Source organism: Clostridium bornimense, from assembly GCF_000577895.1.
Classification (GTDB): Bacteria; Bacillota; Clostridia; order Clostridiales; family Clostridiaceae; genus Clostridium_AN; species Clostridium_AN bornimense.
Genome location: NZ_HG917868.1, coordinates 1,151,811 through 1,167,313 on the forward strand (window position 1 = coordinate 1,151,811; position 15,503 = coordinate 1,167,313).

Sequence of the window (15,503 nt, forward strand, 5' to 3'; positions counted from 1 at the left end):
TAAGTATTATAAAAATAGTATATAATTAACTTATATCATATATGAAACGAGGGATTATATGGATTATATAGTTGAGATAATAAAATTAGGTACTATTATTATATTGGGATTAATAGGTGAGTTTTTAGTATTTGGGTTTATCATTGGTGAAATACAGAAGGAAAGTAATAAATCTATAGTTAAGATGTTTGGAGAAAAAGGTATTTGGGTTGTACATGCTATAGGGACTCCAATTCATGAATTAAGTCATCTATTAATGTGTTTTTTATTTGGTCATAAAGTTAAAGAAGTAAAATTATTCAGACCAATTGCATCAAGAGATGATGGCGTATTAGGATATGTTAAATCAAGTAGTAATTCTAAAAATATATATCAGAATATAGGAAATTTTTTCATTGGTTCAGCCCCATTGTTTATGGGAGGTTTAGCTATATTTCTAGTGTTTTTTCTTTTGCTACCTGAAAGTTGTAAGACGATAATAAATTCTTCAGAGTTATCTCTAAAATTTATAGTTACAACTATATTTTCGATGACTAATGTGAAAAGCGTGAAATTTTGGATATTTATACTTATAACTATCGGAATAAGTACGAGTATGTCATTAAGTAAAGAGGATATAATGACTTCGAAAAGAGGTGCACTATATTTATCACTATTAAGTTATTTTATTGCTTTAGTAATTATTTTACTAAATATAAGTACAGATGGGATTTTTCAATTTTTAAAGTTATACAATTACATTTTTATATTTATATTTTTATTAGGGACTATTACATCTATGCTAACTCTTACTTTAGTTAAAATACTAAATCTAATTAAATATTAATAGAAAAGATCTTACATGTTATACCTTAAAGATAGGTTAATATGTAAGGTCTTTTTTATTAAAAATTTTTAAACAAAACATATTACCAAACAAAACATGGGAATATATGGTAAAATATAAATAAAGCTATAATTTGTAAAGGAGAATAAATTGAAAAAAACTATTTTATATGATTTAACACCATCCCAACAACTAATGTATTATTCAGTAAAGTATTCTATAAAGAAAAGTGTTGTAAATATAGGAGTCTCAATTTGGATAAAGGATAAAATAGATATACCTTTATTAAAAGAGGCTATATATATAGCAATATCAAGAATGGATGCTCTAAGAATTAGATTAACTGAGGAAGAGAATATTACAAAACAATATATATCAATGGATGAACCAAAGGAAACAAAAGTATATGATTTTAGCAAATTAACCACTGAAAAAATTGATAATAAGTTAGCAAAATGGACGAGAAAAACTGAGAAGTATATAGAATGTGACTTGTATGATATTGCAATAATAAAGGGACCCGATGATGAAACTATTATATATTTTAAAGTTAATCATATTATTATGGATGCCTGGGCATTAACAGTATTCACAAAGGATATTTTAGATATATATATAGGGATAAAGGATAATAAAGCATTATCAGAGGCACCAACATCATTTATTGAGCTTGTTAAGAGTGACTTAAAGTACACTACATCTAGGAAAAGAGAAAAGGATTATGAATTTTGGAAAGATACTTTTAATACTCCACCTAGTTATGCAGCTATTAGTAAAGAAAATGTGGGCAAGCCTTTTAGAAGCCTTTCTTTGAGCTCAAAATCAAAATTAAAGGTAATAACATTAGAGAAAGAAAAGGTATCTAAGATTAAGAAGTTTTGCAGGGAGAATCGTTTGTCACCTCAAATTTTATTTTTATTAGGTAGTCAATGTTATTTTTATTTATTAAATAATAAATATGAGACTATAGTAAATAATTCATTAGCAAGAAGATCTACTATATCAAGTAAACGAGCTGGGGGAATGATGGTAAATTCACTGCCGTTTAAGGTAAAATGCTCAAGAGATAGTAGTTTTATTGAAACATGTAATAAGCTTACTATTGATCAAATGTTTTTGTTTAAACATGGAGATTTTCCATATCAAGATATAATGGCGTATATAAAAGAACAATATCCAGTTAAAGAGACTGCTTATAGCTATACAGATATGTGTTTTACCTATCAATTAGCAAAGATTAATTCAGAAAGTGATATAAAATATTCTGTTAAGAGTTATAGTAATGGAATTTCAGCGATGGGACTTTATTTAACTATTATGGATGTTAGTGATGCAGGAACATTAGATTTCTTATTTGAATATACATTATCTGTTGTAAAAGAAGAAGTGATTTATAAGATTTATAAACTAATGATTAGAGTAATTGAATTAGGTATTAATATGCCAGAGATCTCTATTGGAGAAATATTGGACTTAGTTAAAGGGGAGATAGAGTAAATATGGTACAAGAAATCAATGTAAATAGTAGTAGCATCAATGGAGTGATTAATTATAAAGAGATATTGATAGATTCAAGTAATAAGTATAAGGATAAAGTAGCGTTTTATGAAAAAAAAGGAAGAGGGAAAATATCACATAGTTATAAAGAGTTGAAAAATGATGTTTTTAGGCTAGGTACTATGTTACTAGAAATAGGATTAAAAGATAAACATATAGCAATAATTGGTGAAAATAATTATAATTGGATTATATCTTATCTGGCAGTAATTAATGGAGTTGGTGTTGCAGTACCACTAGATAAAGAATTATCTGAAGAGCAATTGTGCAGGCTTATGGAAAAAAGCGATGTGTCTGTATTGATTTTTTCTAAAACTTTTCTATCTTCCATTGAATATATTAAGGAAAAAGTTCCTGATTTGCAGTGTTGTATATGTATCGATGAAAATTCATATGGATATGATGATGTTAAATCTCTTATAGATAAAGGCAAAGAAATGCTTGATAAAGGAAATACTTTATATTTAAAAAGTAATGTTAATATTGATAGCTTAAATGTAATAATGTTTACGTCAGGAACTACAGGCACTAATAAAGGAGTGATGATAAGTCAAAGAAATATATTAAGTAATGTTATGGATATGGCAGAGATATTTCAAGGTTATGATAATTTATTGGCAGTATTACCTTTTCATCATGCTTATGAGAATATATGTGGTATATTAACTACGATAAAATTAGGGATTACTACTTTTATAAATGATAGTTTAAAGTATTTATCTAAAAATATTAACGAGTTTAAACCAGAAGCAATGATTTTAGTTCCTTTATTTTTAGAAACAATGTATAGATCTGTGGAAGTAGAACTTAAGAGAAAGAAGTTAGAAGGAACATTTAAAAAATATTTAAAAGTAAGTAATGCATTATTAAAAATAAATATAGACTTAAGAAGAAAAATCTTCAAGAAGCTGATAGATAATTTTGGAGGAAACTTAAAAACAATAATCAGTGGTGGCGCACTTTTAAGAGAAGATTTAATAAAGAAATTTAAGGATATTGGTATCAATGTAATAAATGGTTTTGGTATAACAGAATGTACACCAGTAGTTAGTATTAATTTTAGTGAAAATTTAAATTCAATTGGTAAGCCTCTGTCTAGTGTAGATATATCCATTTTAAATCCAGATGAAAATGGTGTAGGTGAGATATTAGTTCATGGTGATCATGTTATGTTGGGTTATTATAAAGATGATAAAAGCACCAAAGAGTCCTTTGTTAATGATTGGTTTAAGACAGGAGATTTAGGATATATCGATGATAGTGGTTATTTATATATTACTGGAAGAAAAAAAAATCTGATAGTATTGAGTAATGGTAAAAATGTAAATCCTGAAGAATTAGAGGAGTATATATTAGAAAATATGAGCTATGTTAAAGAAACGCTAGTTTATAGTGCAAACAGTAGAAATGGTAGTAAAATTATTGTTGGAGCAGTGTATATAGGTAAAGAATATATATCAATGAGAGGTATAGAAAATGTAAGAAACCAACTGGAAGAGGATTTAAGAAAAATAAATAATAAGTTACCTTTATTTAAGCAAATACAAAAAATTTATATAAAAGAAGAAGAGTTTGAAAAAAACACTTCAAAAAAGATTGTTCGATCCAAATTTTTAGAGGAGGGAAATAAGATTGGAATATAAAGTTAAAGAAATAATTTCAGAATATTTAGGTATTGAAGTAAGAGATATAGGTTTAGATATGGACATAGTAGAAGATTTAGGAATTAATTCTTACGATATTGTAAGTATAGTGGGAAAATTTGAGGAAGAATTTGATATAGAAATTCCTGAGAAAGATATAAGGCTATTTAAGACAGTAGGAGATGTAGTTAATTATTTTATGGAAAAAAAATAATTTGATTTCAGGTGTATTTAGCAATTTATATATAAGGAAAAGAGGGGGTATTATATGTGTGATTTTGTAATATTTAAAGATGTTTATAAAGGGTATCAAATGGGAGAGGTTAGAATTAATGCAGCTGATGGTGTAAATTTTGTAGTAAAGGAAGGTGAATTTGCAGTAGTAGTTGGACCAAGTGGAGCTGGAAAAAGCACTGTATTAAATATACTTGGAGGAATAGATCAGTGTGATGGTGGAGAGATATATGTTGGAGATAACCATTTAAGTGATATGAGTAAAAAAGAAATAACATACTATAGACGTTATGATATTGGGTTTGTTTTTCAATTTTACAACTTGATTCAGAATCTTACAGCTAAGGAGAATGTAGAAATAGCGGCGCAGATATGTAAGAATCCAATGGATGCAGAAGAAGCATTAAAGAGTGTGGGATTAGAAGATAGAATGGACAATTTTCCATCTCAGCTATCTGGTGGAGAGCAACAAAGAGTTGCAATTGCCCGTGCTTTAGCTAAAAGACCCAAATTGTTGTTATGTGATGAGCCTACAGGAGCTCTTGATTATCAAACAGGAAAAAATATTTTAAAGTTACTTCAAGATACTTGTAGAAAAGAAAAAATGACAGTAGTATTAGTTACCCATAATCAAGCAATTACACCAATGGCAGATAGAGTAATTCGTATGAAAAATAGTAAAGTGGAATCTATTATCATAAATGAGCATTTAACTTCTATAGATGATATTGAATGGTAGGGAGATGAAGTTAAGTGAATAATTCATTAGTTAAATTGTTTATAAGACAGATAAAAAACACGAAAAGTAGATTTATTTCTATTATGGTAATTGTAGCTTTAGGGGTAGGCTTCTTTGTTGGTGTAAAAGGTGCTAGTCCCAGTATGAAATATTCTGCTGATAAGTTTTTTAAAGAAAATAATTTAATGGACTATAAGGTTATGTCTAGCTATGGTTTTAGAGAAGAAGATGTTACAGCATTGAAAAATATGAAAGGTATACAAGCAGTAATGCCTTCATATTCTACAGAGTTATTAGTAAAATCTAATGAAACAGAAGTAGCGGTTAAGGTACATGCTATTCCAAAAGCTTATGATAATAACGATAAAAATATAATAAATAAAGTAAATATTACAGAAGGAAGATTACCCAAAAAATCAGGAGAATGTGTATTGGGTAAAGATGAATATACATCAAAGACATATAAAATTGGAGATAAAATAAAGTTTGTACATCCTGATGAAGGTGAGAATATAGAAGATATTTTAGAAGTTCAAGACTATACTGTAGTTGGGTTTGTAGATAGCCCTCAATACATTTCTTATGATAAAGGTGTAAGCACTATAGGGAATGGAAGTATTGCCTTTTATATGATGATATTACCTGAAGACTTTAATTATAAAAGATACACAGAAGTTTATCTTAAAACTGATGTAAGTGATAAGTATGAATCATTTTTTGATGAAAGCTATAAAAAGGATATAGAAAAGTATAAAGATGACATTGAAGTCGTAGGAAATAAAGCTCTAAAGGATAATTATAATGACATAATTAAGGAAGCAAATAAACAATTAGATGATGCTGTGGAAAAATTACAAAAAGAGAAAGACAAAGCAGAAAAGGAAATAAAAGATGCTGAAGATAAACTTATACAAGGTAGAGAAGAAATATATAAAAAAGAAGCTTTATTAGCAGAAGGGGATAAAAAGCTAAAAGATAGTTTTGCAAAGTTGGAGAGTAGTAAACTAGAAATAAGCCAAGGAGAACAATTACTATCTAATGCAATAGAAAATTATAATAGACAAATAGAAGATGGTAAAAATCAAATAGATGAGGGAAGAAAACAGTATACAGAAAAGCTTAATGAATATGATACTCAATATGACCAATTTAAAGTTATGAAGTCGAAAGCAGAGAAAGAAATAGATGAAAGCAAAAAACAATTGGAAAAAGAAAAGTTGCTTATTGATGCACTTCAAAATTTATATGATAGATCTATAGAAAATAAAGATATTACATGTGATACCATTGATGATATTTCAAATAAAATAAAATATAAATATAATCTTACAGAAGAACAAAAAAAAATATTAGATAATATTACTTCAGAAATAAAATCATCAATAATGAATAATGAAATCCTTGAAAAAGCTATAGAACCATTAAGCAATAAGATTACAGATCTTACAAATCAATATAATGAAGGAGTAAGTAAAGTTACTGAAGCAGAAAAACAACTACAAGATGCTGAAAATAAATTTCTTGCAATGAAAACTGTTTTAGATGATGTAAATGGAAAACTAATAGTCGCTGAGGAGGAGTTAAACAATAATAAGGTATATGGAGAAAATGAAATAGAAAATTCCAGAAAAAAAATAAGTAATGGGAAGAATCAGATAGCACTTGGAGAGAAAGAATATGCTAATGGAAAGTCAGAATTAGAGAAAGGACGTGCTCAGTTAGTAGAAGCTAAGAACAAAATTAGAGAAAATGAGGGGAAATTAGAACAATCTAAGAATGAGGCAGAGAAAAAGTTTGCATTAGCTGACGATGAAATTGAACAAAAAAAGAAAGAAGTAAAAAATATAGAAATAGGTAAGTGGTATATATTAACCAATGAAGATAATACAGGATTCACATCTTTTGCACAAGATGCAGATCGAATTGATGGAATAGCATCAATATTTCCATTATTCTTCTTTATAGTAGCCGCCCTTGTATGTTTAACTAATATGACTAGGATGGTGGAAGAAGAAAGGACAGAAATAGGTACCCTTCAAGCATTGGGATATGAAAATAAGAGTATAATAGCTAAATATTTCTTTTATGCATTATTAGCAGCTATGGTTGGAAGTATTATAGGAATAATTGTTGGATTAAGTACATTGCCTAGAACTATTTTTAGTGCTTATGATGCAATGTATAAGCTACCACAATTTTATGTTAAATTGAATTTTCTAATTATACTGATTGCAATATTAGGAGCGTTACTAAGTACTTGTACTGTTGCATATGTAGTGGCTAGTAAAGAGTTAAAATTAAATTCTGCTACATTAATGAGACCCAAAGCTCCAAAGAAGGGAAAACGTATATTATTAGAAAGAATACCAATTATATGGAATAGAATAAATTTTTCTGCAAAAGTTACTATAAGAAATATTCTAAGATATAAAGCAAGATTTATTATGACTGTATTAGGAGTAGCTGGTTGCACGGCATTAATCTTAGCTGCTTATGGATTAAAAGACTCTATATCAGGAATTATTTCAAAGCAATATGGTGAAATATTTAGTTATGATGCTATGGTTAAGTTAAAAAGTGACGGTACACTAAAAGAAAAGGAAAGTCTTTTGGATAATTTAGATCTAGATAAGAGATTTAAATCAAATATGTTAATAAATCAGACAATAATGGATAGTAATAGTGATAAAGTAAAAAATAATGTACAAGTAAGATTATTTATTCCTGAAAGCACTACTTTATTATCGGATTATGTAGGGCTAAAAGATTTTGATAGTGGTAAAAATATAGATTTTAATAATAAAAGTGTAGTGATAACAGAAAAATTAGCAAAGTTATTAGATATAAAAGTTGGTGATGTAATAAGTATAAAAGATGACAATATTAAAATTGATTTAAATGTAACAAATATTGCAGAAAATTATATATATAACTATGTATATATATCTCCAGATATTTATGAAAATAAAGTTCATGAAGAGGTTAAATTTAACAGTGTTCTATTAAAATTCAAAAATGATAAAGATATTAAAGAAGGTAGTATAGCGGAGGATTGGTTAAAGAAAAATGATGTATTGGTCATTACATTTACTTCATATATTATAGATAGTTTTCAAGATATGATAAGTAGTTTGAATTTTGTTGTAGTAATTATGATTGTTTGTGCAGCAGCATTGGCTTTTGTAGTTTTATATAATTTAACTAACATCAATATTTCTGAAAGGCTTAGAGAAATAGCAACTATAAAAGTATTAGGGTTCACTGATGGTGAATCGGCTAACTATGTTTATCGAGAAAATATGATTTTATCAATAATTGGTATAGTAGTAGGGTTATTTATAGGGGTTTTTCTAAGTAGGTATATAGTAGGGACTATTGAGATGGATATTGTTATGTTTGAAAGAAAGGTAGATGCTATTAGTTTTGTATATGCTACTGCTTTTACATTAGTGTTTTCTATCCTTGTAAATATATTTATGTATAAGAAAATAAATAATATTAGCATGGTAGAATCATTAAAATCAATAGAATAGAATTATTGAAAAAAAATTAATAAATGTTAAAATTATTATATAATGTTATTTAGGAGGGCAAAAATGGGATTATATGATAAGTTAACAGGAAAAGCTACAATGAGCACTGATGGGGGTATTATTGAGGAATTTTTAATTGAAAATGAAGAAGTTATTGCTTCATATAAATTTATCAGAGATTCAATAATATTAACTACATGTGGAATTTATATGATAGATGTACAAGGAATATCTGGAAAGAAAGTAGAAACTAAATTTTTTCCATCAAAAAACATTAAGAGTGTTTCTTTTGAAACAGCTGGTACACTAGATATGGATGTAGATATTAAGATAGGTGTAGAAGGAAATACTGCTTTTACAGCAAATGGGGTACCATTTAATGCACCAATTTCTTTTAAAGTGCCAAAAGCACAATCTCAACAGGCTAAAGAAGTAATTTCACAAGTAAAAAAATATTACTTATGTAAGTAGAAACCGATATATATTAATGGCTGTTGCATTATGCAACAGCCATTAGTTTTAATAAAAGTAAGGTTGCCAATGGCCTATATGTGTTTCTTCTCTGATACTATAATCTATATTATTAATAATCTCTTGGGGAATGTTGGATTTTTGGAGATTGTTAATAAAAGCAGTAGAAAAATGTTCTAAAGCTTTAGGAATTAGAGTAGATGATGAATTAATATTTTCTATTATAGAAATATCATCATCACAACTTCTACTAGATGATAGTATTAGATTAGCATCGTTACAAGCATCAGAAGCAGTATTTTGAATTGAACTTTTTAAGTCGTTATTATAATCTATAGGATAAGTTACTTCTAAAATAATAGAAAAATTGATAATACGAGATTTTAAGTAAGGGGTTTCTATAAGAAAATCTTTATCATCATCTGAAAGAACCTCTGATGAGTAGTCCTCTTTGAATTCAGGTAATTTTATAGTTGTTAGTGGGGTAGAATATATTTCTTTATCTCCAGATAAACAGTGTTCTTTTTTTATTTCTTTATGGGATGAATGTGAGCCTCTAGTTTCAGTTCTAGGATTACTATAACATAAGAAGGAATCTATTTTACGTAAATCTAGTCCAAAATATACCCAAGTACGACCTAGCCACCTAAAACCAGCTATAGAAAATCTATCAACATTAATTAGATAGGCCCAATAATTTCTACCATTGCGTTGCCAAATGTAAGTGAATTTAAACAAGCAAAATCTTATAGAATTACTACTAACAAATTTACTATTTGGATTGTTGCTTATATATTGTACATTAGGATTATTTTGTTTAGGTGTAAAATTTGGAGGTGGCGAATTTGGAATACCTATAGGATAAAAATTTTCTCCAGGATAATTGCCTATAGGGGGTATTGGACCGCCTCCAGGTAGATATCCTGGAAAAAAAGGAGCACCAGGAATATTTGGAGGTAAAAAAGGCATAGCAGGTATTCCTGATGGTAATTCTCGATTAGAACAACTATAATTGATAAATTTATCGTTGTTTTTATTAGACATTTTATTAACTCCCTAGTAATACTTACATAACAATATATTCTAAGTAATTAATTATATGAATAAAACTAAGATAAATCTATTACTTTATATTTATATATTTATCATACCAGATATTAAAGAATATTTTAAAAGAAGCTACTAGTGGTACAGAAATCAACATTCCTAAAAAACCACCTATATTAGCACCTATTAAAATTGCTAGTATCGTAAATACGGGATGTAGACCAACGCTATCCCCTACAATTTTGGGAGCTAATAAATTATTGTCTATTTGTTGAACCACTATCATAGCAATAATAGCATAAATAATTTTTATAGGAGATCCACTTAATAATGCTATTATTACTGCAAGAATAGTACCAACGATAGGTCCTACATAGGGAATCATGTTACATATGCCAGCAATTGGTCCAATTACAAAAGAATAATTTATACCAATAATCGCAAGAGCTATTGATGATAATATTGCAACAAAGCATGCTTCTAAAAGTTGACCACGAATAAATTTAGAAAAGACTTCATGAATAATAAGTGTTGATTTTGCAATATTTTTACCAAGGGTACCTTCCCTAAATATGATATTATATATTTTTTTCCATAGTCCAATGAAGTATTCTGTATCTTTAAGAAGATATATACTTATTACTAATCCAACAAAAAATGTAGCTATACTACTTCCAAAAGATAAAACAGATGATGTCATGTTATCTAAGTTGTTTATAATATAATCTTGAATATCAGCAGCAATGTTTAATAAATATGGTTTTAATGTATTTAAAAATGGAATATTTAAGTTGTTAAGAGTATCTTTTATTGCAGCAGTAGAAAACTTATTTTCATTAAAGTAATTTATTATTTGAGATATTATGTTAGAAATAGTAGCATTATTAGATAATTGTCCACCAATCATAAAATATATTCCATATAATAAAGCAATCAAAATACCTAAAACAAACAAGTAAGAAAAAATTGTAGATAAAACTCTACATTTTGAAGGCTTAGTTATTTTGTATATTTTATTATTTTTAAGAAATTTTTCACAGTAATTTCTTATAGGATAAAGAAGATATGTAATAATTAAAGCTATGAATAAAGGCTTAATTAGAGAAAATATATCACTTAGAATATCAAATATAAAAGACAGTATATTCCCTATATTAGAAATAATTATAATTCCAATATATATAGATATAACAGTTATCACTATATAAAAAGCAAAAGTTATTAGTTTTTTATCTTCCTTAAGATTCACTATTTATCATCCCCTTATAAGATATATTTTACAATAATTTGTATAATATATCTATACAATATAAACATAACAAAATAATAATTACAAAAACGAGGCCGTTGCATAACAAGATGCACAGCCTTCTTAAAGTACCAAAGCACAAATTCATAAATAGTGCGAATCTTTTAATTAAAAATGTGGATTAACTTCTTTTTCTTGTATTCTTTTAATATCTTTAAGTCTAAGGTTAGTAGCAGACATAATTGCATCATAAGTTTCACCAGCTATAAGCATTTCTTTTGCAATAGATTCTGGAGACTCATTTGATTTATTATCCATAAATTCACCTCCTATTTATCTCCATAATTGAATTAATAAATTTTCCATACCTTTTAGTATTTCTGATGTTAAATCATGTTTGTAATTATTCAATAATATCATCTCCTAATATGTTATCTTAATATAGTCTGCGATAATATGAAGAATATATTCATATTTAATGAACAAGGCATATATTTTTTAAAATGCAATAATAATTGCAAATTATTGCATTTTATTTAATATGTGAAGTTTTTATGGCATAAAAAAATGAAATATTAATAAATTAGATAATTTGATGATAAAAATACAAATTTTTAAGTATCTTTTATATAAATGTGATATAATTTGTTTATTGTTTGAAAATATAACATGAAATAAGAGATATAATAAGTTATTTACTTGAATATAGTAATTAAGATACAAGGGGGTTGCACTGAAGTGGGGCAAAAGTTTAAGAAAGTATTAGTAGCAAATAGAGGAGAAATAGCAATAAGAATTTTTAGAGCTTGTCATGAGTTAGGAATAAGGACTGTTGCTATATATACAGAAGAAGATAAATGTTCACTATTTAGAACAAAATCAGATGAAGCATATTTAATAGGAAAGAACAAAGGACCTGTTGAAGCATATCTAAATATAGATGAGATTATAAATCTTGCGTTAAAAAAACATGTAGATGCTATACATCCAGGGTATGGTTTCTTGTCTGAAAATGCTGATTTTGCTAGAAGATGTGAAGAGGCAGGGATAGAATTTATAGGACCTAAATCAGAAATGATGGAAAAGCTAGGTGATAAGATTCAATCTAAGTTAGTAGCTAAAGCCGTTGGAGTTCCAGTTATTCCAGGAGTTGAAAAACCAATTGAAACAGAAGAAGAAGCTCTAGAAGCTGCAGAGTTATGTGGATATCCAGTTATGGTAAAAGCAGCAGCCGGTGGTGGCGGAAGAGGTATGAGAATAGTTAGAAAAAAAGAAGATCTTATTTCTAATTATAAAAGTGCTAAAAATGAAGCTAAGAAAGCTTTTGGTATAGATGATATATTTATTGAAAAATATATAGAAGGACCAAAACATATTGAAATTCAAGTATTAGGAGATAAATATGGAAATGTGGTTCATCTTTATGAAAGAGATTGCTCTATTCAAAGAAGACATCAAAAAGTTATAGAAATAAGTCCAGCATCATCATTAGATGATAGTGTAAGAAATAAAATTTGCGAAGATGCTTTAAAAATAGCAAAATCTATGAATTATAGAAGTGCAGGAACTTTAGAATTCTTAGTAGATATGCATGGAAATCATTATTTTATAGAAATGAATCCAAGAGTTCAAGTTGAGCATACTATTACTGAAATGACTACAGGTATAGATATAGTTCAAAGTCAAATATTAATAGCAGAAGGATATAAATTAGATTCTGATGAAGTTGGAATAAAATCACAAGATGATGTAAATCCTAGAGGATTTGCTATTCAATGCAGAGTTACAACTGAAGATCCAGCAAACAACTTTTCACCAGATACAGGTAGGATAGATGTTTATAGAAGTGGTGCTGGATTTGGTATAAGACTTGATGGTGGTAATGGATTTGCTGGAGCAGTGATAAGTCCTTACTATGATAGTTTACTTGTAAAAACAACATCTTATTCTAGAACTTTTGAAGATGCAAGAAGAAAAGCAATTCGTGCAATAAAAGAATTAAATATTACAGGTGTTAAAACTAATATAGATTTCTTAATAAATGTATTAAATAATGAAACATTTAAAAAAGGACAATGTGATACAAACTTTATATCTGATAATCCACAATTATTTGATATAAATCCAAGAACTGACAAAGAATATAGATTATTAAAGTTTATTGGAGAAAAAGTTGTTAATGAAACAAAGGGAATAAAAAAAGAGTATGATGTTCCAGTTATTCCATCAGTAGATAATATAGGAAATCTAAGTGGTACAAAGCAAATTTTAGATGCTGAAGGACCAGAAGGGGTAGTTAAGTGGATAAAGAATCAAAAGAAACTTTTACTTACTGATACAACAATGAGAGATGCTCAACAATCACTTATGGCAACAAGAGTCAGAAGTAGAGATATGAAAAATATCGCTAAGGCCACTGCAGTTTATGGTAATGATTTATTTTCTCTTGAAATGTGGGGAGGAGCTACTTTTGATACAGCTTACAGATTTTTAAAGGAATCTCCATGGAGAAGATTAGAATCTTTAAGAAAAAGAATACCAAATGTTATGTTCCAAATGCTTATAAGAGGGGCAAATGGAGTAGGATACAAAAATTACCCAGATAACGTAATAAGAGAATTTATAAAAGAATCTGCAAAAAGTGGAATAGATATATTTAGAATCTTTGATTCTCTTAACTGGTCAAAGGGTATAGAAGTTGCTTTAGATGAAGTATTAAACTGTGGTAAGGTAGCTGAAGTTGCACTTTGTTATACAGGGGACATTCTTGATACTAACAGAGATAAATATAGCTTAGATTACTATGTGAGAAAAGCAAAAGAAATAGAAAAAATGGGTGCTCACATTTTAGCTATAAAGGATATGTCTGCATTACTTAAACCATATGCAGCTAAGAAGCTTATTACAGCTCTTAAAAATGAAGTGGAAATTCCAATTCATTTACATACTCATGATACTACTGGTAATGGTGTTGCAACAGTGCTTATGGCAGCTGATGCTGGTGTAGATATTGTAGATACAACATTTAATAGTATGTCAGGATTAACAAGTCAACCTGCACTTAACTCAATAGTTGCTGCTCTTAGCAATACAGATAGAGATACTGGTATTGACTTAAATGGTATACAAAAACTATCAGATTATTGGCATGATGTAAGACCAGTTTATAGTCAATTTGAGTCTGATCTTAAGTCCGGTAGTGTAGAAATTTATAATTATGAAATTCCAGGTGGACAATACTCAAATTTAAAACCACAAGTTGAAAGTTTTGGGCTAGGACATAGATTTGATGATGTAAAGAAAATGTATAAGACTGTTAATAATATGTTAGGTGATATTATTAAAGTTACTCCTTCATCTAAGATGGTGGGAGATATGGCAATATTTATGGTTCAAAATGACTTAACACCAGAAAATATATATGAAAAAGGAAAGAATTTAGCTTTTCCAGATTCAGTAGTTTCATATTTTAAAGGTATGATGGGGCAACCAGAAGGGGGATTCCCTGTAGAACTTCAAAAGTTAGTATTAAAAGGTGAAGAACCTATTACAGTAAGACCAGGTGAATTATTGCCATCAGAGGATTTTGATAAAATTAGAGAATATTTAAAAGAAAAATATAAGTATGAACCAACTAATAAAGATTTATTAAGTTATGCTTTATATCCAGATGTATTTGAAGATTTCATTAAGTTTATTCTTGAATATGGTGATATGAGCCGTATGGGAAGTGATGTATTCTTCCATGGATTATCAGAAGGCGAAACTAGTGAAATAGAGATTGCTGAAGGTAAGACAATGATTGTTAAGTTAATAGAAATAGGTAAGCTTGATAATGAAGGAAACAGAACATTAGATTTTGAAATCAACGGAAATAGAAGAGAAATTAAAATAAAGGACAAGACAGAAAGAATTAATAAGAATTTAGGACCAGATGAAGGTTCTAAGATGGCTGATCCTTCAAATAAACTTGAAGTTGGAGCTAGTATACCAGGAACTATTGTTAAGGTATTAGTTGAAAAAGGACAAGAAGTTAAAGAAGGAGATAGTTTAATAGTAGTTGAAGCGATGAAGATGGAAACAAATATTGTAGCAGCTGCTAATGGAACTGTTGAAGCAATTTTAGTAGAAGAAGGACAACAAGTTAAAACTGGAGAATTGTTAATTAAGTTAGTATAGGAAAAGAGGCTATCGCAATAACAAA

11 protein-coding genes are annotated in these 15,503 nt (G+C 28.1%); 8 read left to right on the forward strand and 3 right to left on the reverse strand.

Annotation, left to right across the window (positions count from 1 at the left end; translation table 11 throughout):
* Window positions 1-58: 58 nt before the first annotated feature.
* The 7 genes from CM240_RS05070 (at window position 59) to CM240_RS05100 (ending at window position 9,003) form a co-directional block, all read left to right on the forward strand.
* Window positions 59-826 (forward strand): hypothetical protein, encoded by a 768-nt coding sequence (locus CM240_RS05070; RefSeq protein WP_051483700.1) that lies wholly within the window; start codon window positions 59-61, stop codon window positions 824-826.
* A 150-nt stretch (window positions 827-976) separates the two neighbouring features.
* Window positions 977-2,323 carry a condensation domain-containing protein gene (locus tag CM240_RS05075; RefSeq protein ID WP_044037092.1) on the forward strand — a complete coding sequence of 449 codons (1,347 nt, stop codon included), beginning with the start codon at window positions 977-979 and terminating at the stop codon, window positions 2,321-2,323.
* Between the two features lie 2 nt (window positions 2,324-2,325).
* Complete coding sequence (locus CM240_RS05080; RefSeq protein ID WP_051483701.1) at window positions 2,326-4,026, forward strand: AMP-binding protein; 1,701 nt, start codon at window positions 2,326-2,328, stop codon at window positions 4,024-4,026.
* Window positions 4,016-4,240: an acyl carrier protein gene (locus tag CM240_RS05085; protein ID WP_197537939.1), complete on the forward strand. Its 225-nt coding sequence runs from the start codon at window positions 4,016-4,018 to the stop codon at window positions 4,238-4,240. Before CM240_RS05080 ends, CM240_RS05085 begins: the two co-directional genes overlap by 11 nt.
* A 54-nt stretch (window positions 4,241-4,294) precedes the next feature.
* Window positions 4,295-4,999 carry an ABC transporter ATP-binding protein gene (locus CM240_RS05090; protein ID WP_044037095.1) on the forward strand — a complete coding sequence of 235 codons (705 nt, stop codon included), beginning with the start codon at window positions 4,295-4,297 and terminating at the stop codon, window positions 4,997-4,999.
* 14 nt (window positions 5,000-5,013) lie between these two features.
* Window positions 5,014-8,532, forward strand: a complete 3,519-nt coding sequence (locus tag CM240_RS05095) for an FtsX-like permease family protein (RefSeq protein ID WP_044037097.1) — start codon at window positions 5,014-5,016, stop codon at window positions 8,530-8,532.
* 63 nt (window positions 8,533-8,595) lie between these two features.
* The gene (locus CM240_RS05100) at window positions 8,596-9,003 is read left to right on the forward strand and encodes a PH domain-containing protein (RefSeq protein ID WP_044037098.1); all 408 of its coding nucleotides are present in this window, start codon (window positions 8,596-8,598) and stop codon (window positions 9,001-9,003) included.
* Window positions 9,004-9,051: 48 nt separating this feature from the next.
* Here the strand turns inward: CM240_RS05100 and CM240_RS16770 are convergent, their stop codons facing one another.
* The 3 genes from CM240_RS16770 to CM240_RS17780 form a co-directional block, all read right to left on the reverse strand.
* Window positions 9,052-10,047, reverse strand: coding sequence for a hypothetical protein (locus tag CM240_RS16770; RefSeq protein ID WP_051483702.1), 996 nt, complete (start codon window positions 10,045-10,047; stop codon window positions 9,052-9,054).
* A gap of 79 nt (window positions 10,048-10,126) precedes the next feature.
* Entirely contained in the window at window positions 10,127-11,299 is a 1,173-nt protein-coding gene (locus CM240_RS05110; RefSeq protein ID WP_044037100.1) for an AI-2E family transporter, read from the reverse strand.
* A gap of 168 nt (window positions 11,300-11,467) precedes the next feature.
* Complete coding sequence (locus CM240_RS17780; RefSeq protein ID WP_173400230.1) at window positions 11,468-11,617, reverse strand: hypothetical protein; 150 nt, start codon at window positions 11,615-11,617, stop codon at window positions 11,468-11,470.
* A 420-nt stretch (window positions 11,618-12,037) separates the two neighbouring features.
* On the opposite strand from CM240_RS17780, the gene CM240_RS05115 reads away from it, so the two are divergent.
* On the forward strand, window positions 12,038-15,478 hold the full coding sequence (locus CM240_RS05115) for a pyruvate carboxylase (RefSeq protein WP_044037101.1): 3,441 nt from the start codon (window positions 12,038-12,040) through the stop codon (window positions 15,476-15,478).
* The last annotated feature ends 25 nt before the right edge of the window (window positions 15,479-15,503 follow it).